26 protein-coding genes and 1 tRNA gene are annotated in these 23,224 nt (G+C 66.0%); 17 read left to right on the top strand and 10 right to left on the bottom strand.

Features of this window, described 5'->3' with window-relative positions; translation table 11 throughout:
• Positions 1-56: 56 nt before the first annotated feature.
• The 6 genes from FGU64_RS05870 to FGU64_RS05845 all read left to right on the top strand — a co-directional run bounded on the left by FGU64_RS05870 (position 57) and on the right by FGU64_RS05845 (position 4,218).
• Positions 57-653, top strand: coding sequence for a LysE family translocator (locus FGU64_RS05870; protein ID WP_136353030.1), 597 nt, complete (start codon positions 57-59; stop codon positions 651-653).
• Between the two features lie 45 nt (positions 654-698).
• A complete protein-coding gene (gene nthA / locus FGU64_RS05865; protein WP_139951264.1) occupies positions 699-1,325 on the top strand; it encodes a nitrile hydratase subunit alpha in 627 nt (208 codons plus the stop codon).
• Positions 1,322-1,981: a nitrile hydratase subunit beta gene (gene nthB / locus FGU64_RS05860; RefSeq protein ID WP_139951263.1), complete on the top strand. Its 660-nt coding sequence runs from the start codon at positions 1,322-1,324 to the stop codon at positions 1,979-1,981. Before nthA ends, nthB begins: the two co-directional genes overlap by 4 nt.
• A complete protein-coding gene (locus FGU64_RS05855) occupies positions 1,968-2,348 on the top strand; it encodes a nitrile hydratase accessory protein (RefSeq protein WP_281405289.1) in 381 nt (126 codons plus the stop codon). The genes nthB and FGU64_RS05855 overlap by 14 nt, the downstream gene beginning before the upstream one ends.
• Before the next feature lie 43 nt (positions 2,349-2,391).
• Positions 2,392-2,940 (top strand): NAD(P)H-dependent oxidoreductase, encoded by a 549-nt coding sequence (locus FGU64_RS05850; RefSeq protein ID WP_139951261.1) that lies wholly within the window; start codon positions 2,392-2,394, stop codon positions 2,938-2,940.
• Positions 2,941-3,090: 150 nt separating this feature from the next.
• On the top strand, positions 3,091-4,218 hold the full coding sequence (locus FGU64_RS05845; RefSeq protein WP_136353040.1) for an ATP-dependent RecD-like DNA helicase: 1,128 nt from the start codon (positions 3,091-3,093) through the stop codon (positions 4,216-4,218).
• A gap of 31 nt (positions 4,219-4,249) precedes the next feature.
• Here the strand turns inward: FGU64_RS05845 and FGU64_RS05840 are convergent, their stop codons facing one another.
• The gene (locus tag FGU64_RS05840) at positions 4,250-4,657 is read right to left on the bottom strand and encodes an STAS/SEC14 domain-containing protein (RefSeq protein ID WP_139951260.1); all 408 of its coding nucleotides are present in this window, start codon (positions 4,655-4,657) and stop codon (positions 4,250-4,252) included.
• Positions 4,658-4,765: 108 nt separating this feature from the next.
• On the opposite strand from FGU64_RS05840, the gene FGU64_RS05835 reads away from it, so the two are divergent.
• Both FGU64_RS05835 and FGU64_RS05830 read left to right on the top strand, forming a co-directional pair.
• A complete protein-coding gene (locus FGU64_RS05835) occupies positions 4,766-5,506 on the top strand; it encodes a pyridoxine 5'-phosphate synthase (RefSeq protein ID WP_139951259.1) in 741 nt (246 codons plus the stop codon).
• A gap of 96 nt (positions 5,507-5,602) precedes the next feature.
• Complete coding sequence (locus tag FGU64_RS05830; RefSeq protein ID WP_139951258.1) at positions 5,603-7,516, top strand: potassium transporter Kup; 1,914 nt, start codon at positions 5,603-5,605, stop codon at positions 7,514-7,516.
• A gap of 9 nt (positions 7,517-7,525) precedes the next feature.
• Here the strand turns inward: FGU64_RS05830 and FGU64_RS05825 are convergent, their stop codons facing one another.
• Both FGU64_RS05825 and FGU64_RS05820 read right to left on the bottom strand, forming a co-directional pair.
• A complete protein-coding gene (locus FGU64_RS05825; protein ID WP_139951257.1) occupies positions 7,526-8,365 on the bottom strand; it encodes a hypothetical protein in 840 nt (279 codons plus the stop codon).
• An 18-nt stretch (positions 8,366-8,383) separates the two neighbouring features.
• Entirely contained in the window at positions 8,384-9,148 is a 765-nt protein-coding gene (locus FGU64_RS05820; RefSeq protein ID WP_139951256.1) for a hypothetical protein, read from the bottom strand.
• Between the two features lie 208 nt (positions 9,149-9,356).
• Between FGU64_RS05820 and FGU64_RS05815 the strand changes: the two genes are divergently transcribed.
• The 5 genes from FGU64_RS05815 to FGU64_RS23230 all read left to right on the top strand — a co-directional run bounded on the left by FGU64_RS05815 (position 9,357) and on the right by FGU64_RS23230 (position 13,575).
• Positions 9,357-9,710, top strand: a complete 354-nt coding sequence (locus tag FGU64_RS05815; protein WP_139951255.1) for a hypothetical protein — start codon at positions 9,357-9,359, stop codon at positions 9,708-9,710.
• Positions 9,711-9,950: 240 nt separating this feature from the next.
• Positions 9,951-11,210 (top strand): NAD(P)/FAD-dependent oxidoreductase, encoded by a 1,260-nt coding sequence (locus FGU64_RS05810; RefSeq protein ID WP_139951254.1) that lies wholly within the window; start codon positions 9,951-9,953, stop codon positions 11,208-11,210.
• 91 nt (positions 11,211-11,301) lie between these two features.
• Complete coding sequence (locus FGU64_RS05805) at positions 11,302-11,964, top strand: TetR/AcrR family transcriptional regulator (protein WP_139951253.1); 663 nt, start codon at positions 11,302-11,304, stop codon at positions 11,962-11,964.
• A 33-nt stretch (positions 11,965-11,997) separates the two neighbouring features.
• Positions 11,998-13,017 carry a ketol-acid reductoisomerase gene (gene ilvC, locus FGU64_RS05800; RefSeq protein WP_139951252.1) on the top strand — a complete coding sequence of 340 codons (1,020 nt, stop codon included), beginning with the start codon at positions 11,998-12,000 and terminating at the stop codon, positions 13,015-13,017.
• A gap of 267 nt (positions 13,018-13,284) precedes the next feature.
• Entirely contained in the window at positions 13,285-13,575 is a 291-nt protein-coding gene (locus FGU64_RS23230; protein ID WP_180375638.1) for a PilZ domain-containing protein, read from the top strand.
• A 54-nt stretch (positions 13,576-13,629) separates the two neighbouring features.
• On the opposite strand, the gene FGU64_RS05790 is transcribed toward FGU64_RS23230, so the two are convergent.
• Positions 13,630-14,166 (bottom strand): BA14K family protein, encoded by a 537-nt coding sequence (locus tag FGU64_RS05790; protein WP_139951250.1) that lies wholly within the window; start codon positions 14,164-14,166, stop codon positions 13,630-13,632.
• 149 nt (positions 14,167-14,315) lie between these two features.
• Between FGU64_RS05790 and FGU64_RS05785 the strand changes: the two genes are divergently transcribed.
• Together FGU64_RS05785 and FGU64_RS05780 are read left to right on the top strand one after the other, a co-directional pair.
• Positions 14,316-15,428, top strand: a complete 1,113-nt coding sequence (locus FGU64_RS05785) for an endonuclease/exonuclease/phosphatase family protein (RefSeq protein WP_139951249.1) — start codon at positions 14,316-14,318, stop codon at positions 15,426-15,428.
• 9 nt (positions 15,429-15,437) lie between these two features.
• Complete coding sequence (locus FGU64_RS05780) at positions 15,438-16,157, top strand: hypothetical protein (protein WP_139951248.1); 720 nt, start codon at positions 15,438-15,440, stop codon at positions 16,155-16,157.
• A 13-nt stretch (positions 16,158-16,170) separates the two neighbouring features.
• Here FGU64_RS05780 and FGU64_RS05775 read toward each other — a convergent pair whose 3' ends face one another.
• Genes FGU64_RS05775 through FGU64_RS05765 form a run of 3 tightly spaced genes read right to left on the bottom strand, consistent with a single transcriptional unit; the run spans position 16,171 to position 19,370 of the window.
• Entirely contained in the window at positions 16,171-17,379 is a 1,209-nt protein-coding gene (locus FGU64_RS05775) for an ABC transporter permease (RefSeq protein WP_139955275.1), read from the bottom strand.
• Entirely contained in the window at positions 17,379-18,077 is a 699-nt protein-coding gene (locus FGU64_RS05770) for an ABC transporter ATP-binding protein (RefSeq protein ID WP_139951247.1), read from the bottom strand. Before FGU64_RS05770 ends, FGU64_RS05775 begins: the two co-directional genes overlap by 1 nt.
• Positions 18,078-18,080: 3 nt before the next feature.
• A complete protein-coding gene (locus tag FGU64_RS05765; RefSeq protein WP_139951246.1) occupies positions 18,081-19,370 on the bottom strand; it encodes an efflux RND transporter periplasmic adaptor subunit in 1,290 nt (429 codons plus the stop codon).
• A gap of 136 nt (positions 19,371-19,506) precedes the next feature.
• Between FGU64_RS05765 and FGU64_RS05760 the strand changes: the two genes are divergently transcribed.
• The gene (locus tag FGU64_RS05760) at positions 19,507-20,415 is read left to right on the top strand and encodes a PhzF family phenazine biosynthesis protein (RefSeq protein WP_139951245.1); all 909 of its coding nucleotides are present in this window, start codon (positions 19,507-19,509) and stop codon (positions 20,413-20,415) included.
• A 75-nt stretch (positions 20,416-20,490) separates the two neighbouring features.
• On the opposite strand, the gene FGU64_RS05755 is transcribed toward FGU64_RS05760, so the two are convergent.
• Positions 20,491-20,566, bottom strand: a tRNA-Lys gene (locus FGU64_RS05755).
• Positions 20,567-21,076: 510 nt separating this feature from the next.
• Here FGU64_RS05755 and FGU64_RS05750 point away from each other — a divergent pair.
• Positions 21,077-21,343 carry a hypothetical protein gene (locus FGU64_RS05750; RefSeq protein ID WP_139951244.1) on the top strand — a complete coding sequence of 89 codons (267 nt, stop codon included), beginning with the start codon at positions 21,077-21,079 and terminating at the stop codon, positions 21,341-21,343.
• A 9-nt stretch (positions 21,344-21,352) separates the two neighbouring features.
• On the opposite strand, the gene cobT is transcribed toward FGU64_RS05750, so the two are convergent.
• On the bottom strand, positions 21,353-22,363 hold the full coding sequence (cobT, locus tag FGU64_RS05745) for a nicotinate-nucleotide--dimethylbenzimidazole phosphoribosyltransferase (RefSeq protein ID WP_139951243.1): 1,011 nt from the start codon (positions 22,361-22,363) through the stop codon (positions 21,353-21,355).
• A 24-nt stretch (positions 22,364-22,387) separates the two neighbouring features.
• A complete protein-coding gene (gene cobS / locus FGU64_RS05740; RefSeq protein ID WP_139951242.1) occupies positions 22,388-23,149 on the bottom strand; it encodes an adenosylcobinamide-GDP ribazoletransferase in 762 nt (253 codons plus the stop codon).
• Positions 23,150-23,224 lie beyond the last annotated feature (75 nt).

Below are 23,224 nucleotides of genomic sequence, written 5' to 3'. Positions count from 1 at the left end.
GCCGCCAAGCCGGCTTCCGGCCGGGAAAAACAATCCAACCTCTTCCGGATAGGCGAATGTCCACCGACACGCTGCTCGCCCTGTTGGCCTATGCCTTCGTGACCTCGATCACGCCGGGGCCGAACAATCTCATGCTTTTGACCTCAGGCGTGAACTTCGGCTTCACCCGCACGATCCCGCACATGCTGGGCATCGGCATTGGCTTCGTGGTTTTGCTCATGGCTGTTGGGCTGGGACTGGGGGCCGTGCTGACCGCGTTTCCGGTCCTGCACACGGCGCTGAAGGTCGCCGGCGGCGTCTATCTCCTGTATCTGTCTTGGAAGATCGCCATGGCGCGGTCGTTCGACGACGGCGGCGAGGCGCGGACGCGGCCGATGACTTTTCTCGAGGCCGCCGCCTTTCAATGGGTGAATCCGAAGGCATGGGTGATGGCTGTGACCGCCATGGCGGTCTATTCCAATCCGGCGACGCCATTCCTGTCGATCCTGCTGATCGGGCTGATTTTCGGTGTCGTCAACCTGCCCAGCGTCTCGACCTGGGCCGGCTTCGGCATGGCGCTGCGCGGCTTCCTGTCCGATCCGGTGCGGCTGAAATGGTTCAACATCGCCATGGGCATCCTGTTGGCGGCGACGCTGTGGCCGATGCTGCGCTGAGTGTTGGCGCTTGAAGCGGCGCCTTCACCGCCATAGCTTGGCCTTATGAGCCACGATCACGACGACCATCATCACGACAACCATCTCGATCCCATGGCCGCACGCGTGCGGGCACTGGAAACGATCCTGACGCAAAAGGGCCTGATCGATCCGGCGGCGATCGACGCCATCGTCGAGACCTACGAGACCAAGGTCGGGCCACGGAATGGCGCGAAAGTGGTGGCGAAGGCGTGGAGCGACACCGGTTATGCCGAGTGGCTGAGGCGCGACGCAACGGCGGCGATTGCCTCGCTGGGATTCACCGGCCGGCAGGGCGAGCACATGCAGGCGGTGTTCAACACGCCCGAGACGCATAACCTCGTCGTCTGCACCCTGTGTTCCTGTTATCCGTGGTCGGTGCTCGGTTTGCCGCCGGTCTGGTACAAGGCGCCCCCCTATCGCTCGCGCGCTGTCATCGATCCGCGCGGCGTGCTGGAGGAATTCGGGTTGACGCTGCCGGCCGCGACGAAGGTCCGCGTCTGGGATTCGACGGCCGAGTTGCGCTATCTGGTGGTGCCGATGCGGCCCGAGGGCAGCCAGGGGCTGGACGAGGAGGCGCTTGCCGATCTGGTGACGCGCGATTCCATGATCGGCACCGGCCTTGCCAGCATGCCAGCCAAGGTGCCGACATGAACGGACCGCAGGACCTCGGCGGCCAGATGGGGTTCGGCCCTGTCGCGCCCGAAAAGGACGAGCCGCTCTTTCACGCGGACTGGGAAAAGCGTGCGCTCGGCGTGACGCTGGCCGCCGGCGTCTTCGGCGCATGGAACCTGGACGAGAGCCGGCACGCGCGCGAATCGCTGCATCCGGCAGTCTATTATGCGGCGACCTACTATGAAATCTGGATTCGGGCGCTGGAGGTGCTGCTGATGCGCCATGGCTTCCTCAGCGAAGCCGATCTCGCCGCCGGGGAGGCCGTCGACGATGCTGCTACCCCGAAGCGCGTGCTGAGGGCGGCCGACGTGCCGGCCGTGCTTGCGAAAGGCGGGCCGTGCGACCGGCCGCTCGACGCGCCGGCGCGTTTTCGCGCTGAAGAACGGGTCCGCACGAAGAATTTCAATCCGACCGGCCACACGCGCCTGCCGCGCTACGCGCGCGGAAAGATCGGTACGGTGGAAGCGGTGCATGACGGTTTTGTTCTCCCTGACAGCAATGCGCATGGAAGGGGGGAGAACCCTGAGCGGCTTTACACCGTCGTCTTCGACGGAAGCGAGGTGTGGGGCGAGGGGGCGGACCCGACGCTGACCGTCTCCATCGATGCGTGGGAGAGCTATCTTGAGCGCGCGTGAGCACGGCGGCCTGCCGCTGGCACCGGGGATGGACGAGCCGGCTTTTTCCGAGCCGTGGCAGGCGCAGGCCTTCGCCATGACGGTATCGCTGCACCAGGCCGGACTGTTCTCGTGGGGCGAGTGGGCTGAGGCGCTGTCGGCGGAAGTGAAGCGTCCGGACGCGGCCGCCGACGGTCACGACTATTACGAACGGTGGCTGGCGGCGCTGGAAAAGCTGCTCGCGGCGAAGGGGGCTGCCTTACCGGCCGATGTCGATACGCTTGCGGCCGCCTGGCAACGCGCAGCACACGCGACGCCGCACGGCAAGCCGATCCTGCTGGAGAACGATCCTGACGCCGGCTTGCTGGAAAAGCGGCATTCCCTCTGAATTTCGTCCAGCCCCTTCATCCCCCAAGCAAGGAGTTCGCCCCATGACCACCGTAGCCGTTCTCGTCGGCAGCCTGCGCAAGGAATCCTTCAGCCGGAAGGTTGCGAACGCTGTCGCCAGGCTGACGCCGGACCTGAAATTCGACTTTCTCGATATCGGCGGCGTTTCCTATTTCAATCAGGACCTGGAGGCCAATCCGCCCGCCGACTGGACAGCGTTCCGCGACCGGATCAAGGCGGCCGACGCGGTGCTGTTCGTGACGGCCGAATACAACCGTTCGGTTCCGGGCGTGCTGAAGAACGCGCTCGATGTCGCTTCGCGCCCCTACGGGCAGGGCGCGCTGATGGGCAAAACGGCGGCGGTCATCTCGACCTCCATCGGCGCGATCGGCGGCTTCGGCGCCAACCATCACCTGCGCCAGTCGCTCGCCTTCCTCAACATGCCGGTAATGGCGCAGCCGGAAGCCTATGTCGGCAACACCGGCAGCCTGTTCGACGGCACCGGGCAGATCACCAACGACAGCACCGAAGAATTCCTGGTTGCCTTTGGCAAGGCGTTCATGGCGTTCATCGAGAAGAACAAACAGAAATAGGCAACCCATGCCGGCGGCCGTTGACTCTGGTTGCCGGCACCTTATTGTTCTCTATATGTTCTACCTGTGTCGCTTGGGTCTATTCCCTGAGTCGACGCGGTGTTTCGCTTCTACCTTGCCTTCGCCGACCGAATCCGATCTCACGGTTCCATGGATTTTTCCCCACAACAGGATGAAGCGCTCAAGGCGGTCGGACGCTGGCTGAAGGAAGGACGGCCGCAGGTCTTTCGCCTGTTCGGCTATGCCGGCACCGGCAAGACGACGCTGGCGCGCCATTTCGCCGAGCATGTCGATGGCCAGGTGCAGTTCGCTGCCTTCACCGGCAAGGCGGCGCAGGTGCTGCGTTCCAAGGGCGCGCTCAACGCCCGCACCATCCATTCGCTGATCTACCGGCCGCGCGGCGAGGAGGCCGTCGAGGACGAGACGACGGGCAAGACCTCAATCAATCCGACCTTCTCGCTCAACCGCCAGAGCCCCATCAGCCGCGCGGCGCTGGTCGTCATCGACGAATGCTCGATGGTGGACGAGCAGCTTGGGCGAGACCTGCTGAGCTTCGGCACGCCGATCCTGGTGCTGGGCGATCCGGCGCAACTGCCGCCGATCTCGGGCGGCGGCTTCTTCACAGAGCACGAGCCGGACTACCTGTTGACCGAAATCCACCGCCAGGCGCGCGACAATCCGATCATCCGGTTGGCGCTCGACGTGCGCGAGGGGCGAGAGTTCATGCGCGGCGACTATGGTACCGCGCAGGTCATCGGCCGCGAGGACGTCAACCAGGACCTTGTCCTGAGAGCCGACCAGGTGCTGGTCGGCACCAACCGCACGCGCCGCCGCTACAATCAGCGCCTGCGCGAACTGAAGGGCTTTTCGGCCGACTATCCGCAGGCCGGCGACAAGCTGGTGTGCCTGCGCAACGACCCGGCCAAGGGCCTGCTCAACGGTTCGCTGTGGAAGGTCATGACATCGTCGCGCGAGACGGTGAAGCCCGGCATCAACCTGCTCGTCTCGCCAGAAGAGGACGATCCGGACCGGGGCGTCGCCAAGATCAAGCTGCTCAAGGCCGCCTTCGAGAATCCGGACGAGGAAGTGCCCTGGCAGCAGAAGAAGCGCTTCGACGATTTCGACTACGGCTATGCGCTGACCGTGCATAAGGCACAGGGTTCGCAATGGAACGAGGTGGTGCTGTTCGACGAAAGCTTCGCCTTCAAGGACACGCGCCAGCGCTGGCTCTATACGGCGATCACGCGGGCTGCGGAGCGGCTGACGGTGGTGCGCTGAAGCGCTCGTGCGCTTCTTGTCCCATCCGCACCTATACGTCCGCCGGCTTTTCGTGCGCGTCGAGCCATGCCCAGGCGTCGGCTTCGCCGGTGGCCGGGAAGTGGCGGATTTCGACGGTCGAGGGGGCGGCGAGCCAGCCTTGCATCCGGTTGCTCCAGCTTGATTCTCCGATTAAGGCGCAACGGCCGACATGGTCCGCCGCCTCGGCGCTGCACTGCTTGAGCGTGTCGGCCGCGATATCGGCCCAGTCGACGCCGTCATGGTCGACAAGGCGCACCAGCACGTCGATCCGGGGATGCTGCGCGCAGGCCGCCTCGAACAGGCCGAACAGGTTTTCGACATCCGGCGCGCGGACGTGACCAACAAGCTCGACGGCGAACAGGTCGTCGCGGTTCGTGTCGATCCGGCGCACGACCGGCACATCTTCGAGAAAATTCACGGGCAGTCCTTTCGTTCGGCCACTGACCGATCTGGAACACACAAATCAGCTGTCTGTTCCCGGCAAAGGCAGTATAGATGCCGCGCACACCGCATCGGGAGGCCAGCCGTGCCCGCCAAGCTCTCCGTCAACCTCAACGCCGTCGCCATGCTGCGCAACCGCCGCGACCTGCCGTGGCCGAGCGTCACGGGGCTCGGCCGCATCGCGCTCGCCGCCGGCGCGCACGGGCTGACCGTGCATCCGCGCCCCGACCAGCGGCATATCCGCTTTTCCGACCTGCCGGAAATTCGCGCATTGATCGACGACGAGTTCCCCCGGGCCGAATTCAACATCGAGGGCTATCCGGGCGAGGATTTCCTGCAACTGGTGGAGAAGCACCAGCCCGAGCAGGTGACGCTGGTGCCCGACGATCCGGCGCAGGCCACGTCAGACCACGGCTGGAACTTTGCCGCGCAGGCGGCGTTCCTTACGCCGATCGTCAAGCGCCTGAAGAAGGGAGGGTTCCGGGTTTCGCTGTTCGCCGATGCCGATCCCGCGGCGGCGAAAGCTGCGCGCGACACCGGCGCGGATCGCATCGAACTCTATACAGGGCCTTACGGCAGTTGCCATTCCGATTCCGCAAAGGCCGGCAGGGAGCTGGAAAGATTGGAGAAAACGGCCGAGGCGGCACGCGGGGCAGGGCTCGGCGTAAACGCCGGCCATGATCTGACCGTCGCCAACCTGCCGGCCCTGATGCGGCGCATTCCCGACCTCGCCGAGGTCTCGATCGGCCACGGCCTGACGGCGGACGCACTGGAACACGGCATGGCCGGTACGGTCGGCCGCTATCTGAAGGCCTGTGGCTGGTAGTGCGGATCGGCCGCTCCGGGGTGGCCTGACGCTGCGGTACTTGATATTGCGTTGCAGCAAGCGTAGAGCACCGCGCGCCTAAACGGAGTGTCGTCGATGGCCCTTGCCGACAAGGATGGTGAGGCAGAAGCCGATCAGCAGACGAGCCAGCCCGAAGTCGAGCAGCACGGCGCGAAGGTGCTCATGCTCGGCGCGCTCGGGGTGGTCTATGGTGATATCGGCACCAGCCCGATCTACGCCTTCCGCGAAGCCCTGCACGCCTCCGGCGAGGCGGTGTCGCGGTCGGACGTGCTCGGCGTGCTGTCGCTGATCGTCTGGGCGCTGACCATCATCGTCACCATCAAGTACGTCGCCTTCGTCATCCGGGCCGACAACAAGGGCGAGGGCGGTACGCTGTCCCTGATGGCGCTGGCGCGCAGCGCCTATCCGAAGGGCTCGAAATACATCCTCGCAATCGGCCTGTGCGGCGCTTCGCTGTTCTTCGGCGATTCGATCATCACGCCGGCGGTTTCGGTGCTGTCGGCGGTCGAAGGCCTCGAAGTGGTCACGCCAGCCTTCACGCCCTATGTCGTGCCCATCACGCTGGTCATCCTGGCGATGCTGTTTGCCGTGCAGCGCTTCGGCTCGGGCCGGGTGGCGGTGGTCTTCGGGCCGATCATGGCCGTCTGGTTCCTGTCGCTCGGTGCGACCGGGCTGGTTCACCTTCTGGACGATCCGTCCGTGCTCCTGGCGATCAATCCCTATTATGCGCTCTACTACCTGGCGACGACGCCCACCGGCGCGTTCGTCACGGTGGGCGCGGTGTTCCTGGCGGTGACGGGCGCCGAAGCGCTTTATGTCGACCTCGGCCATTTCGGCCGCCGGCCCATCGTGCTCGCCTGGTTCTGGATCGTCTTTCCCTGCCTGCTCCTGTGCTATTTCGGGCAGGGCGCCTTCGTCATCTCGCATGGCGGCAAGCCGCACAACCCGTTCTTCCAGATGATGCCGGAATGGGCGCTGGTGCCGATGGTGGCGCTGGCCACGGCCGCCACCGTCATCGCCAGCCAGGCGGTGATCTCCGGCGCCTTCTCGCTGACACGGCAGGCGGTGCAGCTCAACCTTCTGCCGCGCATCGAGGTACAACACACCTCCGAAATGCAGTCGGGCCAGATCTACATGCCGCGCGTCAACCTGCTGCTCGCGCTCGCGGTTATGCTTCTGGTGGTCGGCTTCGGCTCGTCCAGCTCGCTGGCCTCGGCCTATGGCATCTCGGTCACCGGCGAAATGCTGATGACGACGGTGCTTTTGTTCGTCGTCATGCGCTGGCTGTGGAAATGGCAACTCGCCGGCGCGCTGGCGCTCGCCGTGCTGTTCGGCGTCATCGACGCCGGCTTCTTCAGCGCCAACGTGGTCAAGTTCTTCGAAGGCGGCTGGGTGTCGATCAGCGTCGCCTGCCTGATGGGCCTCGTCATGTGGACCTGGATCCGCGGCAGCCGCTACCTGTTCGAAAAGACGCGCCGCAACGAGGTGCCGCTCGATTTCCTCGCCGCCAACCTTTTGAAGAAGAAGCCGCAGGTGGTGGCCGGCACGGCGATCTTCCTGACCAGCGATCCGCTGAGCGCGCCGACGGCGCTGATGCACAGCCTCAAGCACTACAAGGTGCTGCACGAGCAGAACGTCATCCTGTCGGTGGTCACCGCGCCGCAGCCGACGGTGCCGGACAGCGAGCGGGTCAAGATGGAGGTCATCAACGACCTGTTCATGCGCGTGAAGCTGACCTTCGGCTATATGGAGCAGCCCAACATTCCGCGTGCGCTGGCGATCTGCCGCAAGCAGGGCTGGAAGTTCGACATCATGACGACGTCGTTCTTCCTGTCGCGGCGCTCGCTCAAGACCTCGCCCAATTCGGGCATGCCGCTGTGGCAGGACAAGCTGTTCATCGGCCTTGCCCGCACCGCCGCCGACGCCACCGAATATTTCCAGATTCCGACCGGGCGGGTGGTCGAGATCGGCACCCAGGTGGCAATCTGACGGCGGGCGTTATTCCGTCACCGTCATCTGGAAGAAGTCGCCCTGTATCTCGAACTCCTCGACGCCGGCTTGCGTCGCGGTGAAGACGATGGCACGGGCCGGCGTGAGCCCCTGGCAGAACTTGCTGTGGCGGCGCGCCAGCCCTCCGTCCGAGAACGTGCCCGTTCGCACGTCAGGCAGGTCGGCTTCGACAAGCAGCCATTCGCGCGGCAGTTTTCCGCAGTCGCCGCGCTCGGCATAGATCGGCCGCGTCTCGCCCACCTTCATCGTCACCTTGGGCCGGAAGGGGACAATGGGCGCGTTGTCGGCCGGCCCTGCCCAGGGACGCCAGCCGGATGCAGTGACCAATGAGCCGACGACTGCCCCGACAATGAGCATGGCCGCGCCGCCCGCCGCCATTTCGAGCGCTGAAAAGCGTTTGCGCGCCGGTCCGGACGAGTAGGGCTGCCACCGCAGGACGGGGACCCATGCCTGGGGCCTTGCCATCTCATGGTCCGTGTCAATCGTGCGGGCAGCCACGACCGACGGCAGCCCGCCTGCGGTTTCTGCCGGCTCGATCTCGCCGGCTTGCTTGTAGAGCGTGTTCCAGTGTCGTTGCAGGTCGGGGTTTTCGCTCACCTTCAGCAGCCGTGCCAGCAGCCGCAGGTTCTTCGTGCGAGGAAGGTGCCGGCCGGAGCGCCAGTTGTTGAGATTGCGGACGGCGGTATCGAACTGGCGTTCGCCCTTGCTGGCCGTCAGCGCACAATAGGCGGAAGCGAGCGCCGCCGTGTCGTAGTAGCCCGCACCGTTGCACAATTCGTCGAACAGCTGGTGCCAGTGAGCGTAGTGCCGCCAGTTGCCGTCCTCCATGGCTTTCCCCCGTTATCGTTATTCGAGCCTGCTGGCCCGATAGTCGCGCACGACGATTTTCATGAAGTCTTCCAGCAGCATCACCTCTTCGGCACCCGGCTCCCTGGCAGTGAACTTGACGGCCCGCACAGGCACCACCGCATTGCAGAAATTGCTCATCTTGCGGGCCAGCCCACCATCGGAAAAGCTGCCGAGGCGGCTTTCCGGCACCCGTGGCGCCGTCTTGTTCCAGCCGGGCACCATCGTTCCGTCGCAGTTCCCGCGATCGCCGTGGATCAATCGGGTTTCGCCGACCAGCATGTCTACGCGGGCCTGATATCCTATCATCGGCAGGTCCTTGTGCGGATCGACCATAAGCCAGCACAAGCCGGCGGCGGCGAGCACCGCGACAAGCGCTGCTGCCGCCCATACCAGTCGGCCGCTCGCGCTTCGTGCCGGCAAAGGAGCGGTCGGGTCCACGGCTGGCCCTTCGCTGTCTTCCAGCGGAACGTGACCGCGCGCGGTGGCGTAGAGACGGTTCCAGTGCCGGCTGAGCTCCGGGTCAGCCGGAACGTCAAGCAGTTCGGACAGCAGCATGAAATTGCGGCGCAGCGGGACGTGACGGCCGAGGCGCCAGTTGCGCAGGCTCTTGCCGGCGGCATTGAATTCGTCCTGCCCGTTCCTGCCCTGGCGGCGGCAGAGCTGGCTTGCCAGCAAGGCGTTGTCGATATGTCCGCGGCGGTTGCAGAGTTCGTCAAGCAACCGATGCCACCGCTCGAACCGGTCCCAATCCTGTTCCAGCACGCCTCAAGTACCCCGTATCGTTCACCGTAGAATAGAAAATGGATTCATGGAGATAGCAATCAAGTTGATCCCCGTTTTTCCGGTTTTTCCGTCGATTGCCCGACTTTTCTGTTTGGCGATGCGGGCGGATTTGGCACGTCGAAAGGGACGTCGCTGAACGAGCCGTGGCGACGATCGGCGTTCTAGGCTCAGGAGAGGGGCTTCCCAGATGCGAAATTCACTGGTTTTTGCTGCTGCCGCAGGTGCGGCCGCGTTGCTGTTGGCGGGCTGCGTCACGCCGGGCAATGCCGACAAGACGGTCGAGATGCAGGTCGGTCAAACGAGGCACATCACCGCCTATCGCGCAAACGGCTGCGGTGCGTCGGCGCCGAGCTTCGCCGCCATCGAAAGCAGGCTGCCGAAGTCCTCCGTCGTAAAATACTCCGACGGCGGTCTGTCGAGCCGCGTCAGCCGCGATTGCGGCAAGCGCGTGCCGACCCGCGCCGTGAACGGCACGGGCATCGCGCCCGGCACGGAAGGCCACATGTACCAGTCCGGAAGCGTCGCCATCGTGGTGAAGTAGACGGGCAGGCGGGGGCGGCCGGGTGTCTGCGGCACCCGGCCGTAAGCCGTGTCCAGAGGGTTGCTGTCCGAACGTTGGCGGTGTTGAGCGTCGAATGGCCCTTCGGGAGGCCTTCGTTGCCTCGAATGCGTTGTTTCTGCGTCTGCGCGCCGCCGGCTTCCGCGACGAATTGCGCCCGCACCATCCTTGATTTGATCTCGATGCTTGGGGAATGTTGTCGAGACATTTTGCGGGGCGGACTTGCAGTCAGGACTGGACATTGCGATCGCCGGAGCGGGGCCGGCAGGGCTGGCGGCAGCGCTTTTCCTCAGACGGGCGGGTAATCGCGTCACGCTGTTCGAGCGTTTCGACAAGCCGTCGCCGGTCGGGTCGGGGCTGATTCTGCAACCGACGGGACTGTCGGTGCTTGGCGAGCTCGGCCTACTGGGCAGGATTCTGGCATTGGGCAGCCGCATCGACCGGCTCTACGGTGCGGACGCCGCGACGGGACGCACGGTGCTCGACGTGCGCTACGATGCGCTCCGTGGCGGTCATTTCGGTCTGGCGGTGCATCGCGCCGCCCTTTTCTCGGTGCTGCACGAGGCGGTTCTGAGGGAAGGGATCGCCATCGAGACGGGCGTCGAGCTGGACGGGCTGGAAGCCGGCGAGCGGACGACGCTGCTTTGCCACGAGGGGCGGAGGCTCGGTCCGTTCGACCTCGTCGTCGACGCCAGCGGCGCGCGCTCGAAACTCAGGCGACACGCGATCCGGCCTTGCGAGCCGGTGCCGCTGGCTTACGGGGCGTTCTGGGCCTCGCTCGACTGGCGCGGCGAAGGTTTTCACGCCCATGCGCTCACCCAGCGCTACGATCGCGCCAGCGTGATGATCGGCGTGCTGCCCATCGGCCGGCCAGCCCCGCAGGCGTCGCCGATGGCGGCGTTCTTCTGGAGCCTCAAGCCGGACGACGCCGAGAGCGTGAGGGCGGCGGGGCTCGATGCGTGGAAGGCGAGGGTGGCCGGCCTGTGGCCGGACTGCCGGGCCTATCTCGACCAGATCCGGTCCTTCGATCAGTTGACGCTGGCGCGCTACGGCCATCATACGCTGGCGGTGCCGGCGGGACGGCGGCTGGCGGTAATCGGTGATGCAGCGCATTCGACCAGCCCGCAGCTCGGGCAGGGCGCCAACATGGCGCTGCTCGATGCGGCCGCCCTTGCGCATGCTCTGGCTACAACCGCCGATATCGAGGCGGCGCTTGCCCGCTATGTCCGCTCGCGGCGGCTGCATGTGCGCGCCTTCCAGGCGTTGTCGCACGCGTTCACGCCGTTCTACCAGTCGGATTCGATGGTTCTGCCCTTCATCCGCGACCGGCTGGTGGCAACGGCGGCGAAGATCTTTCCCGCGCCGCAGGTGCTGGCGGCGATGGTGGCGGGAACCGTCGTCGATCCGTTCGGGCCGATCGGCCTGACGGAAGCGGACTGGCGGTCGATTCCCTCTTGCGTCGGCGGGCCGTCTGGGCAATAAGCCGAACCGTAACGTACGGTACGTTCCTTGCCGGATGACTTATCCTAGTCTGTTCGGCGGAACCGGGTGTCGGAAGGCGGATCGGCGCTTGATGAACGAAGCGAAAACGGGCGAGCCCAAGGCGGGCGAGGCCAAGGCGACCGAAGACTGGACGGCGCGCCAGCGCGACGTGCTGGACGCCGCTTTGCGCCTGATGGTCGAGGAGGGCGACAACCTGACCATGGCGGGCGTTGCGCGGCGCGCGAGCTGCTCGAAGGAAACGCTCTACAAGTGGTTCGGCGACCGCGACGGGCTGTTGACCGCTACAGTCCAGTGGCAGGCCTCGAAGGTGCGGGTGGTGCCGGTCGATCCCGGCAAGGTCGACCTGGCCTCGCTGGCCGAGAGCCTTGAAGGCTATGCACGCGACTGGCTGAAGGTGATCGCCAGCGACACCTCCATCGCGCTGAACCGCGTCGCCGTCAGCCACGCCGGCTCGGGCAAAGACAATCTCGGCGCCATCGTGCTGGAAAACGGCCGGTTCGCGCTGGCCAGGCGGCTGAGGCCGGTGCTCGATGCCGGCAAGAAGGCCGGCCATCTCGTGTTCGAGGACGCCGAGACGGCGTTCCGTACTTTTTTCGGGCTGGTCGGGCGCGACGTCCAGATCCGCCTGCTGCTCGGCGACTGGCCGGGCCTGACGGAAGCGGCCATCGCCGAGGACGCGGCGCGCGCCACCAGACAGTTTCTCGCCCTCTACGGGGCAAGGAAAGAGCAATAGAACTGCGTTTCTAAACACGGGAAGGAAAAGACAATGCGTGTCTATTACGATCGCGACGCCGATCTCAATCTCATCAAGGGCAAGAAGGTCGGCATCGTCGGCTACGGCTCCCAGGGGCGGGCGCATGCGCTCAACCTGAAGGATTCCGGCGTCAAGGAAGTCGCCATCGGCCTCAAGCCGGGCTCGGCGACCGCCAAGAAGGTCGAGGCCGACGGCCTCAAGGTCATGTCGGTGGCTGACCTCGCCAAGTGGGCGGACCTGATGATGATGGCGACGCCCGACGAGCTTCAGGCCGACATCTACAAGAATGAAATCGCCCCCAACATCCGTGACGGCGCGGCGATCGCCTTCGCCCACGGCCTCAACGTCCATTTCGGCCTGATCGAGCCGAAGGATACGGTGGACGTCGTCATGATCGCGCCGAAGGGCCCCGGCCACACGGTGCGCGGCGAATACCAGAAGGGCGGCGGCGTGCCGTGCCTGGTCGCCGTCAACCACGACGCGTCGGGCAACGCGCATGCTCTCGCGCTCTCCTATGCCTGCGGCGTCGGCGGCGGCCGTTCGGGCGTCATCGAGACGAACTTCAAGGAAGAGTGCGAAACCGACCTGTTCGGCGAGCAGGTGGTGCTGTGCGGCGGCCTGGTCGAGCTGATCCGCGCCGGCTTCGAGACGCTGGTGGAAGCCGGCTACGCGCCCGAGATGGCTTATTTCGAGTGCCTGCACGAGGTGAAGCTGATCGTCGACCTGATCTACGAGGGCGGCATCGCCAACATGAACTACTCGATCTCGAACACCGCCGAGTGGGGCGAGTACGTGTCGGGTCCGCGCATCATCACCGCCGACACCAAGGCCGAGATGAAGCGCGTGCTGAAGGACATCCAAACCGGCAAGTTCACCTCCGAATGGATGCAGGAATACCGGGCCGGCCTGTCGCGCTTCAAGGGCATCCGCCGCAACAACGACGCCCACCAGATCGAGGAAGTCGGCGCCAAGCTGCGCGCCATGATGCCTTGGATCTCGAAGAACAAGCTGGTCGACAAGGCTAAGAACTAGGAAGCCCGTTCCAACTCACCTCGCCGGCCATCTGACGCGGCTTTCCGCGCTTCCGGTGCTCACGTACTTTTATGTACGCTCCGCTCCGGTTCTCGAAATCCGCGCCATATGACTCGGCGGGGCGAATTGGCTTCGGACTTTCGCCGTCGTTGCCCGCACGGTGTCGGGAAAGTTATCCGCGCCCATCCAGCCCGCCTGTGCCATTGCGGAACAGGCGGGCTGGCACGTTTCTGGCTTGGCGATCGTATCGGCCACAGGAGCGGAACGATGGATGCGATCACTCGAAAATCGATTGGGCTGGACGGCAAGGTTTTCGCCGAACGCCGCGCGGCGCAGCGCCGGCGCGTGCTGAAGGGCGCGAAGCTGTCCTTCAACCGGGGTTACGGGGCGTTGGAGTGCGTCGCACGCAACGAATCGGAAACGGGCGCGCTGCTCGTCTTCGGCGAGACATCCGCCGTGCCGGCGATGTTCGACCTGACGCTCAACGGCAGCGATGGGGCGCGACCGGCGCGCGTACGCTGGCGCACGCCGACGCTGGTCGGCGTGGAATTCGTGTGAGCCCAATGACGTGAAAAAAGGCGACACCGCCGGGCGGTGTCGCCTGTCGCTCGCTCAGCCGAACGGCGAGCGGCAGACCGCGCGGTAGCCGACGCGCGGAACGTAAGTGTTGTCCCAGGCGCGATAGGTCCGGTAGCGGGCGGAGCACCACCTGACATGCGCCGGCGACAGGCCGCGATAGACACGCCGCGGCGCCACGTAATAGTTGTCGTAGTAGCGCGGGGCGGCGAGCCCCAGTCCAAGACCGAGGCCGAAGCCGCCCAAACCGTAATATTCGCGGCGATGATGGCGCCGCCACCGCCAATCGTCATTGCGCCAGCGCGGGCGCTGCCAATCGCCCCGCCAGTGGCGGTTCTGATGCCAGCCGTTGTCTCCGCGCCAATGGCGATTGTTGCGCCAGCGCCACCGCATGTCTCCGCTGGTGCCGCCGCCGTACGAGCTATCGTTTATCTGCGTTATCGTATTTGCCGTCGCAGGAGCCTGAAGCTGCGGCGACGGCAACGGTCCAGCTTGCAGGGGCGTGGCGGCGCCGGCGATAAGGCCGAAGGCGACCAGTCCATAGGCAAGCGAACGAGAAAAGAGCGTTTTCATCCTACACTCCAAAAGCTGTGGCCCCACGCGCTGTCCCTTTACACACTTTGGCGCCGGACAGATGAACGCGCCATGAATGGAAAGGTTGCGTCAACCATGTTGACGCTGGCTCTTGTCTTGGCGGGCGGTTGCGGGCAAAGGTCGCTTCCATGTCCTTGCGCCTTGCCACCTTCAACGTCGAGAACCTGATGAACAGGTTCGATTTTTCCGGTTTCCGCAACCAGTTGCACGAGGACCGCACGCTGGCGCTGTTCGACATCCGCACCGAGGCTGAATACCGGCTCTTGGAGCAGGCACGCGTCATCGCCCATTCCGACGATACGCGCCAACTGACGGCGCTGGCGATCGCGGCGACCCGCGCCGACATCATCTGCCTGCAGGAGGTAGACAACGTCGAGGCGCTGAAGGCCTTCGAATACGGCTACCTGTTCAAGATGATCGGCGAGGGCTACCGGCAGAAATACACCTCCACCGGCAATGATACGCGCGGCATCGACGTGGCGTTGATGATGCGCGAGGAAACCGCGCACGGCCAGCCGATCGAATTCGTCCGAATGACGAGCCACGCCTACGTGACCTTCGAGGAGTTCGGTCTGCACACGCCGGAGCTGGCGTCGTTCGGCCACGAGCCGTCCGAGCGCATCTTCCGCCGGGACTGCCTGGAGGTGGACCTGAAGGTCGGCGGTGCGCCTTTGACGCTCTACCTGGTGCATTTCAAGTCGATGGGCTCGCCGCGCAACGGCCTCGACGGGCGCCAGGCGACGATGCCGCTGCGCATCGCCGAGGCGAAGGCGGTGCGGCGCATCATCGAGGAGCGGTTCGGCAAGGATCACGCCGCCTCCAAACGCTGGGCGATCTGCGGCGACTTCAACGATTATCGCGAGCGGCTGGTGATCACCGGCGACGTCTATGCCGGTTACCGCTTCGAGCCGGTGAGCGAGACGCAATCCTGCCTCGACGTGCTCACCGCGGACGGCTTTTGCGAGAACGTGGTGGAGCGGCGGCCCGAAATGGACCGCTGGACGCTTTATCACACGCGCGGGCCGCAGGAACGCCACCTTTGTCAGCTCGACTACATCCTGCTTTCGCCGGCGCTGGCCGAGCGCAACGGTACGGCCGTGCCCGATATCGTGCGCAACGGCCAGCCCTTCCGTACGCCGTTTCCGGCCGGGCAGGAGGTGGAACGCTTCCCCCGTGCCGGCTGGGACCGGCCCAAGGCGTCCGATCACTGTCCGGTCGCCGTGTCACTCGATCTGGTTTGAGGAGCAACCATGAGCGTCGACCTGCCCCGCGATGTAGTCCTGCCCGTCGAGGTCATCGACGTGAGGCTCGATCCGGAGCCGCATCCGCTGGAGATCAGCCACAAGGCCGAGATCGCCGCCAACTGGGAACGGGAGATCGCCTCCAATCCGCGGCTGTTCAACGGCACGGTCGTGCTGGTGTCCGAAATGTCCTATGAGGACGGGCGGCTTACCGGCCATTGCCATGCGGCGCGCTATGCGACGTTCCTCTACTGGCGCCGCCATCGCGACGTGCCCGGCACCGGCCATTTCTATGCGCATGCCATGCTCGTCTCTTCCGACAATGCGCTGGTTGCGATCCGCATGGCCCCGCACACGGTCAATGCGGGCCGTATCTATTTCGCCGCCGGCTCCTTCGAGCCGAACGACTTTCGCAACGGCATCGTCGATATCGACTACAACATGCGTCGCGAGGTGAAGGAGGAGACCGGCCTCGATCTCGCCGTCGCCGAACGCGGCGTGCTTGCCTACGTTCTGTCGACGGAGCGCGGGACGGTCATCTTCCGCCGCTACTGGATGCCGCTTTCGGCCAACGAGATCGTCAGCCGGGTGAACGCCTTCGTCGCTGCCGAGACGGATCCGGAGATTTCCGGCCCCGTCGTCATCCACAGCGCTGCCGACCAGCCGGACGACCTGTTGCCGCATATGCCGCCGCTGATCGAGTGGCATTTCAGCCAGCAGCGCCACTGACGGCGGCTGCGCCCTATTCGTGCCTCAACGCGTCGATGGGATCGAGGCGGGCGCCGCGCAGCGCCGGGAAGAAGCCGAACACCATGCCGATCAGCGCCGAGAAACCGACGGCGAGCAGGATGACGGCCGGGCTCGGCGCGAACGGTATGGCAAGCGTCAGCGAGGCGACGCCGGCCAGCGAAAGCCCGATCAGGATGCCGATGATGCCGCCGAGCAGCGACAGCACCGTCGCCTCGACGAGGAACTGCACGAGGATATGCTTCTCGTGCGCGCCGATGGCGAGCCTTATGCCGATCTCGCGCGTGCGCTCCGTCACCGACACCAGCATGATGTTCATGATGCCGATGCCGCCGACCAGCAGCGACACCGCCGCGACAGCCGAGAGCATGCCGGTCATGGTCGAGGTCGCCGAGGTCATGGTGTCGGCGATCTGCGTCATGTCGCGGATGTCGAAGTCGTCGTCCTTGTCCTGCGGCACGCGGCGGGCGTCGCGCAAAATGTCCTGCACGCGCGGCAGAAGCTCGCTGGTGGGCGTGCGGTCGTCGGCGGCGACATAGATGTTGTCGATGTCGCGGTTGCCGGCGATGCGGCGCTGGAAGGCGGCGAGCGGCATCAGCACGACGTTGTCCTGGTCCTGGCCGAAGCCGGTGTAGCCCTTCGGCGTCAGGAGGCCGATGACCTTGCAGGACGAGCGGTTGACGCGGATGATCTCGCCGTCGGGATCGCCGGCGCCGAAGAATTGCTGGCGCACCGTCTCGCCGATCAGGCACACGCCGGCGCCGGAGCGCACCTCCGAATCGGAGAAGGCACGGCCCGAAGCGAGCGTCCAGTCGCGCGCGTCGAGGAAGGCGCTGTCGGTGCCGGTGACGCCGGCCGTGATGTTCTCGGTGCCGTAGATGACACGCACCTGTTTCTGCGCCGCCGGCGAGATGGCACGGGCACCTTCCAGATGGGCACGCAGGGCGACGAGGTCCTTGTCCTGCAACGGGCGGATGGTCTGGTCGGGGCCGCCGCGGCCCGCCGCATGGCCGGCGCGCACGACCAGCAGGTTGGAGCCGAGCTTGGAGATGTCGGCCTTCACCTTCTCGGTGGTGCCGGCGCCGATGGTCAGCATGGCGATGACGGCGGCGACGCCGATGACGATGCCGAGCAGGGTGAGGAAGGAGCGCAGCGCGTTGCGGCGAACCGACCGGAGGGCGAGGCGGACGGTTTCCCAAATTATCACGCTACCTCCGCATTCATCGCATCCGAGGCCACATGGCCGTCGAGGAAGCGTATGGTGCGCTGGGCGTAGGCGGCGACATCCGCCTCGTGCGTGACCATGACGATGGTCAGCCCGAGCTCGCGGTTGAGCCGGGTGATCAAGTCCATGATCTCGTGCGTGCGGGCGGTGTCGAGGTTGCCGGTGGGTTCGTCGGCGACCAGCAGGGTGGGGCGGCTGACGATGGCGCGGGCGATTGCGACGCGCTGCTGCTGGCCGCCGGATAGTTCGGCCGGGGTGTGATGTTCGCGGCCGGTCAGGCCGACCTCGGCCAGCGCGCGCATCGCCAGTTCCCGCCGCTCCGCCGCCGCCACGCCGCGATAGATCAGCGGCAGTTCGACGTTCTCGGCCGCCGTGGTGCGGGCCAGCAGATTGTAGCCCTGGAAGACGAAGCCGATGTAGAGATTGCGCAGGAGGGCGCGGCGGTTGCGGTCGAGGCGGCCGGCGTCGACGCCCTTGAGCCGGTAGGTGCCGGCCGTCGGCGTGTCGAGACAGCCGATGATGTTCATCGATGTCGATTTGCCGGAGCCGGACGGACCCATGATGGCGACGAACTCGCCCTGGCGGATGGCGAGGTCGACGCTGGCCAGGGCATGCACTTTGGCCTCGCCCTGGCCATAGGTCTTCCAGACACGGTCGAAGGTGATGAGCGGCGCCATGGGTCAGCTTCCCTGCCGGGATGCGGTGATGACCTTGTCGCCCTCCTTCAGGCCGGAGAGCACCTCGGTGACGTCGCCGTCGGTGGCGCCGACCTTGACGTCGACGCGGCGCGGCTGGCCGTTCTCCAGCACGTAGAGCGTGCGCAGCCCTTCGGCCGGCTTGTCCCGCTGGCGGTCGCGCCAGCGCCCGCCGCGCCCGCCGCGGCCGGTGAACATCGACAGCAGGCTGAAACCGCGCTCGCGCGTCTCCGTCGGCCGGTAGCGGAAGGCCGAGGACGGGACGGTCAGCGCGCCCTTGGCCTGCTTGGTGACGACGGAAACCGTCGCCGTCATGCCGGGCCGCAGCAGCAGTTCGCCGTTGTCGACGTCCAGCCTCGCGTCGTAGGTGACGACGCCGTCGGTGGTGACGGAGGCATAGGAGATGTCGCGGATTGCAGCGTTGAAGGGCCGCTCCGGGAAGGCATCGACGGTAAAGCGGGCGTTCTGCCCGGCCTTGACCGCGCCGATGTCGGCCTCGTCGATGGCGGCCTTCAACTCCATCTTCCTCAGGTCGGCGGCGATGACGAACAGCACCGGCGCCTGCAGCGAGGAGGCGACGGTCTGGCCCGGATCGACCGAGCGGGTCAGCACGATGCCGTCGATCGGCGCATAGATGGTGCTCTTGGCAAGGTCCGCCTGCTGCAGTTTCAGGTCGGCATTGGCGATGGCGAGATTGGCTTCGGCGCTGTCGAGAGCGGCTTTGGCGCGGTCTCGCTCGGCGGTGGCGGCGTCCAGTGCCTGCTGGGTGGCCATGCCCTTCTTCGCCAGTTCGCTGGCGCGGACAAGCGCCTGCTCGTTCTCCTTCAGCGTGACCTGAGCCGTCTCGACGCTGGCCGAAGCCGCCTTGGCGGAGGCCTTGGCGCGCTCGATCTGCGCCTCCAGCTTGGAGGTGTCGAGTCTGGCCAGCACGTCGCCCTGCCTGACCTGCTGGTTCTCGTCCACGGCGACCGAGCGCACGACGCCGGAAAGCTCGCTGGAGATGTCGACCTGGGTGAGCGGCTGCAAGGTGCCGGTGGCGGCGACCTCGACGGTCAGCTCCGACAGCGCGGCAGGCTGGGTAGTGTAGCTGACCTTGGGCGCGGAACCGGCATACCACTGGTAGAAGACAAGCCCGGCCGCGACGACGACCAGCGCCAGCAGGCCGCGCCACAGCCAGCGGCGGCGATGCTTGCGCTTGCCTTTTGCGTCGAGCCCGAGGGCCGTCTCTATTGCCTCGGCGGATTGCGCCTCTGGCAGATTGACAATCTGGTCCACGGCGGACCCCTATGATGCCTGTGACGTCCCTATAGCTGACCACATCGGGCCTTATGGTTCGAAATTCAAATTAATTTTCGCTCATGTCGGGATTGGGGCAGCAGTCCCCCGGGCCGAAACGAAGGGAAATACAGCCATGCAGGGCCGCAGATATTGCGTCTATGACGTCTTCACAGCCGAGCGGCTGGCCGGCAATCCGCTGGCGATCGTGCTCGACTGCGAAGGCCTCGACCTCGCCGCCATGCAAAGCATCGCGCGCGAGTTCAATCTGTCCGAATCGGTGTTCGTGCTGCCGCCGGAAAACCCCAAGCACCGGGCGCGCATCCGCATCTTCACCCCGGACTACGAAATGCCCTTCGCCGGCCATCCGACGGTCGGCACGGCCGTCGCGCTGGCGGAAGCGAGTGGCGAGGCGAGCGACGGCCTCCTCGTGCTGGAGGAAAACATCGGTCCGGTGCGCTGTGCGGTCAGAGGCGGGCAGGGCGCCACCTTCGCCGAGTTCGACCTGGCAAAGCTGCCGGAGCGGCTGGACCTGGCGGCGGATCCCGAGGCGATCGGCGCGGCCTTGGGACTTGGCCCGCACGAGATCGGCTTCGAGAACCACCGCGTCTCGTTCTGGTCGGCAGGCGTACCCTATGTGACCATTCCGGTGAAGGACCTCGGCGCGGCGGCCAAGGTGCGGCTCGACAACCAGGCCTGGTCGGAACTGGCGCCGAAGAAGAGCGAGTGGGCCTTCGCCAGCCCCTATGTCTACTGCCGCGAGACGGTGCGGCGCGACAATGCCTTCCACGTGCGCATGATCGTGCCGGGAACTCCATCCTACGAGGACCCGGCGACGGGCTCCGCCGCCGCCGCCTTCGCCGGCGCGATCATGCACTTCGACCGACCGGGAGACGGCCTGTCGCGCCTGTGGATCGAGCAGGGGCTGGAGATGGGACGGCCGTCGCGAATCAGGCTGGAACTGGATGTCGAAGGCGGCAAGCTCGCCGCCGCGCGCATCGGCGGGCAGGCGATCAAGGTGGCGGAGGGCGTCCTGCTTGCCTAGAGGCGGCACTGCGACCTACGCCGAACACCCAGAGCATGAGCTTGCGAGCTCAAGAGATTGATCGGCGGAAGAAAATGGTGGGTGTGCACAGGATCGAACTGTGGACCCGCTGATTAAGAGTCAGCTGCTCTACCAACTGAGCTACACACCCACACGGCCGGTAAAACCAGCTTGGGCGGGCATATAGCCGTCACTTTTCACCGTGTCCAGTCCTGTGCCGGCATTTCGCCGACAAATCCTGTGATACCCATCTGGAAAACGAGAAGGGTGGTCGTTGACCGGCGTTCCCGTCATGGCCGAAGCGATGACAGGCGCTGGCGCCTGCCCTGGCGATGATCGTCTGCCAGTCGTAGTAATGGGGCCGCGAACAGCCATTCGCCGAGATCGTCGCCGGCGCATAATGTGCCGATCCTGCGGGGTGCCGCTCCTCATACCGCGCGCCACCGCGAAGGACGGCGTGGCCAAAGTGGCGACCGGTCGAAAGCTGTCATGCAGGTCATTCGAATGTCGGCCCAACGGGTTCTCGATGGCGGGCGGAAGCAACCGAGCATCGCGAGCAACGCGAGGGACGCTCTTTACCTTTGGTTAGCCATCGGGGGCGAATCCCGGCTGGAGAGAGGCCGCAAGCCACTCCGTTGGCGCGCTCCTTGCTCGTCTTCGCATGGCGGGTGAAAGCGAGATGCGGATGTTTCAACTCGATGCAGACGGGCGGCATGAGCCCGGAGACCTGAAGCGGCGGCTGGCCCGGCTGGCGGGCGGTTGGCTGTGGTTCGCCGCCTGGAGGCTGGCAACGGTGACGGGCGAGTTGCTGTCGCTGTCCCACCTCAAGGCGGCCTTGAGACCGGGAAAGCGGAAGCGGAAAAATGCCCGCTCCGATGCGCCGGCGCCGGCGCCGCCGGGCGACGACCGGCTGGACAGATTCAACTAGCGCAACGATCTACTTGTCCGAGACGCCGGCCTCGGCGAAGCTGGCCATGCGTGCGTGGCACTCGAGCGCTGCGCGCACGATGTTGACGGCGACGGCAGCGCCCGAGCCTTCGCCGAGGCGCATGCCGAGGTCGAGCAGCGGCGGCAGGCCGAGCGCTTCCAGCAGGCTGCGATGGCCGGCTTCGGCCGAGACGTGCGCCGCGATTGTGTGGGCAAGGCCCTGCGGATGAAGCCGCCCCAGCGGAGCCGCCGCCGCCGTGCAGACGAAGCCGTCCAGCAGCACCGGCACGTTGCGGTGGCGCGCGGCCAGCACGCCGCCGAGTATCGCCGCCAGTTCGCGCCCGCCGAGGGCTGCTGCGATCGCCAGAGGGTCCGACAGCGCTGCGGCATGGCGCGCCAGACCTGCCTCGATCACCTCCACCTTGCGCCTCAGTCCATGATCGTCGACGCCGGTGCCGCGTCCGGTCCATTTCTCGGCGCCGCCGCCGAACAGGGCGGCCGAGATCGCCGCTGCCGGCGTGGTGTTGCCGATACCCATTTCGCCGAAGCAGACGAGGTCGATGTCCTCGCCCACCGCGTCGTAGCCGGTCGATACGGCGGCGAGGAAGGCAGCCTCGTCCATTGCGGCGGTTTCGGTGAAATCGCCGGTCGGATGGTCTAGGTCGAGCGCGATCACCTCCAGTTCCGCGCCAGCGACGCGCGCCAGCTGGTTGATGGCGGCGCCGCCGTGGGAAAAGTTCGCCACCATCTGCACCGTCACCTCGGCGGGGAAGGCCGAGACGCCCTTGGCGGTGACGCCGTGGTTGCCGGCGAAGACGAAGATTTTTGTCTGGTCCAGCTTCGGCATGGCGCGGCCCTGCCAGCGCGCCAGCCAGGCGGCGGTCGCCTCCAGCCGGCCCAGGCTGCCTTGCGGTTTGGTCAGCGTGTTCTGGCGGGCGGCGACGGCGGCGGCGGCATCGTCGTCGCCGGCCGGCAGGTCATGGCAGGCGGCACGCAACTCTTCGAGCGATTTGAACGGCATGGGCGGAAGTTCTCCGGAAATGAATCAGGACAGGGCGACGGAGGCGGCGAGAAGCACGACAATTTCGGCGAACTGCTGGAGTGCGCCGGCCGTGTCGCCGGTCTGCCCCCCGATCTGGCGCCGGCACAGCGCGACGAAGGCGACGAAGACAAGACCGAGTAGGATCGCCGCCGAGACAAAACCGTTCAATCCCAGCGGCAGCAGGGCAAGCGCGCCGAGCACCGCTCCGACCATGGCCGTCTGCCGCGAAACGCTGCCGGCTCCTGCCGACAGGCCGTCGTTGCGCGCCGGCGGCAGGATATGCATGAAGGCGCCGAGCAGGCCGCGCGAGGCGCCATGCGCGGCCACAAGTGCGGCAAGCATGGACCAGCCGTCACGGATTTCGGCAAGAGCGCTCCAGCGGATGAGCAGCGACAGCGCAAGCGCCGCCGCGCCATAGGCGCCGATGCGGCTGTCGCGCATGATCTCCAGCTTGCGCTCCCGGTTCCGGCCGCCGCCAAAACCGTCGGCGACGTCGGACAGGCCGTCCTCATGCAGCGCGCCGGTGGCGAGCACCATGGCGGCCAGTGCCAGCGCGGCGGTCGGGCCGGCGGCAAGGCCGAGCCATGCGGCGATCGTGTAGGTGAGGGTCCCGATCACGGCAACGGCAAGGCCGGCCAAAGGTGCCGCCCAGATGGCGTCCGCGAGCCTGCGGTCGCGGAAATCGAAGATCGGCAGCGGCAGCCGCGTGAAGAAGACGAGGCAGAGCGCGATGTCGCCTGTAATCCGACGGCTCTGGCTATTCATATCGCAACTACCGGACCGTTGGCGCTGCCCCTCATCCGGCTGCCGCCACCTTCTCCCCGTAAACGGGGAGAAGGG

It is taken from the genome of Mesorhizobium sp. 8 (assembly GCF_006351905.1).
Lineage (GTDB): Bacteria > Pseudomonadota > Alphaproteobacteria > Rhizobiales > Rhizobiaceae > Mesorhizobium > Mesorhizobium composti.
Note: the sequence above shows the minus strand (reverse complement) of the source record. Positions and strands in the feature narration are given on the sequence as shown.

What these genes read in the sequence shown, in the direction of transcription:
- FGU64_RS05870 (WP_136353030.1), top strand. Translation starts at nt 57, where the DNA reads ATGTCCACCGACACGCTGCTCGCCCTGTTGGCCTATGCCTTCGTGACC.
- FGU64_RS05790 (WP_139951250.1), bottom strand. Translation starts at nt 14,166, where the DNA reads ATGAAAACGCTCTTTTCTCGTTCGCTTGCCTATGGACTGGTCGCCTTC.
- FGU64_RS05825 (WP_139951257.1), bottom strand. Translation starts at nt 8,365, where the DNA reads ATGGAGGACGGCAACTGGCGGCACTACGCTCACTGGCACCAGCTGTTC.
- nthB (WP_139951263.1), top strand. Translation starts at nt 1,322, where the DNA reads ATGAACGGACCGCAGGACCTCGGCGGCCAGATGGGGTTCGGCCCTGTC.
- FGU64_RS23230 (WP_180375638.1), top strand. Translation starts at nt 13,285, where the DNA reads ATGGATGCGATCACTCGAAAATCGATTGGGCTGGACGGCAAGGTTTTC.
- FGU64_RS05770 (WP_139951247.1), bottom strand. Translation starts at nt 18,077, where the DNA reads ATGGCGCCGCTCATCACCTTCGACCGTGTCTGGAAGACCTATGGCCAG.
- ilvC (WP_139951252.1), top strand. Translation starts at nt 11,998, where the DNA reads ATGCGTGTCTATTACGATCGCGACGCCGATCTCAATCTCATCAAGGGC.
- FGU64_RS05785 (WP_139951249.1), top strand. Translation starts at nt 14,316, where the DNA reads ATGTCCTTGCGCCTTGCCACCTTCAACGTCGAGAACCTGATGAACAGG.
- FGU64_RS05780 (WP_139951248.1), top strand. Translation starts at nt 15,438, where the DNA reads ATGAGCGTCGACCTGCCCCGCGATGTAGTCCTGCCCGTCGAGGTCATC.
- FGU64_RS05750 (WP_139951244.1), top strand. Translation starts at nt 21,077, where the DNA reads ATGGCGGGTGAAAGCGAGATGCGGATGTTTCAACTCGATGCAGACGGG.
- cobT (WP_139951243.1), bottom strand. Translation starts at nt 22,363, where the DNA reads ATGCCGTTCAAATCGCTCGAAGAGTTGCGTGCCGCCTGCCATGACCTG.
- FGU64_RS05760 (WP_139951245.1), top strand. Translation starts at nt 19,507, where the DNA reads ATGCAGGGCCGCAGATATTGCGTCTATGACGTCTTCACAGCCGAGCGG.
- FGU64_RS05815 (WP_139951255.1), top strand. Translation starts at nt 9,357, where the DNA reads ATGCGAAATTCACTGGTTTTTGCTGCTGCCGCAGGTGCGGCCGCGTTG.
- FGU64_RS05850 (WP_139951261.1), top strand. Translation starts at nt 2,392, where the DNA reads ATGACCACCGTAGCCGTTCTCGTCGGCAGCCTGCGCAAGGAATCCTTC.
- FGU64_RS05845 (WP_136353040.1), top strand. Translation starts at nt 3,091, where the DNA reads ATGGATTTTTCCCCACAACAGGATGAAGCGCTCAAGGCGGTCGGACGC.
- FGU64_RS05830 (WP_139951258.1), top strand. Translation starts at nt 5,603, where the DNA reads ATGGCCCTTGCCGACAAGGATGGTGAGGCAGAAGCCGATCAGCAGACG.
- cobS (WP_139951242.1), bottom strand. Translation starts at nt 23,149, where the DNA reads ATGAATAGCCAGAGCCGTCGGATTACAGGCGACATCGCGCTCTGCCTC.
- FGU64_RS05805 (WP_139951253.1), top strand. Translation starts at nt 11,302, where the DNA reads ATGAACGAAGCGAAAACGGGCGAGCCCAAGGCGGGCGAGGCCAAGGCG.
- nthA (WP_139951264.1), top strand. Translation starts at nt 699, where the DNA reads ATGAGCCACGATCACGACGACCATCATCACGACAACCATCTCGATCCC.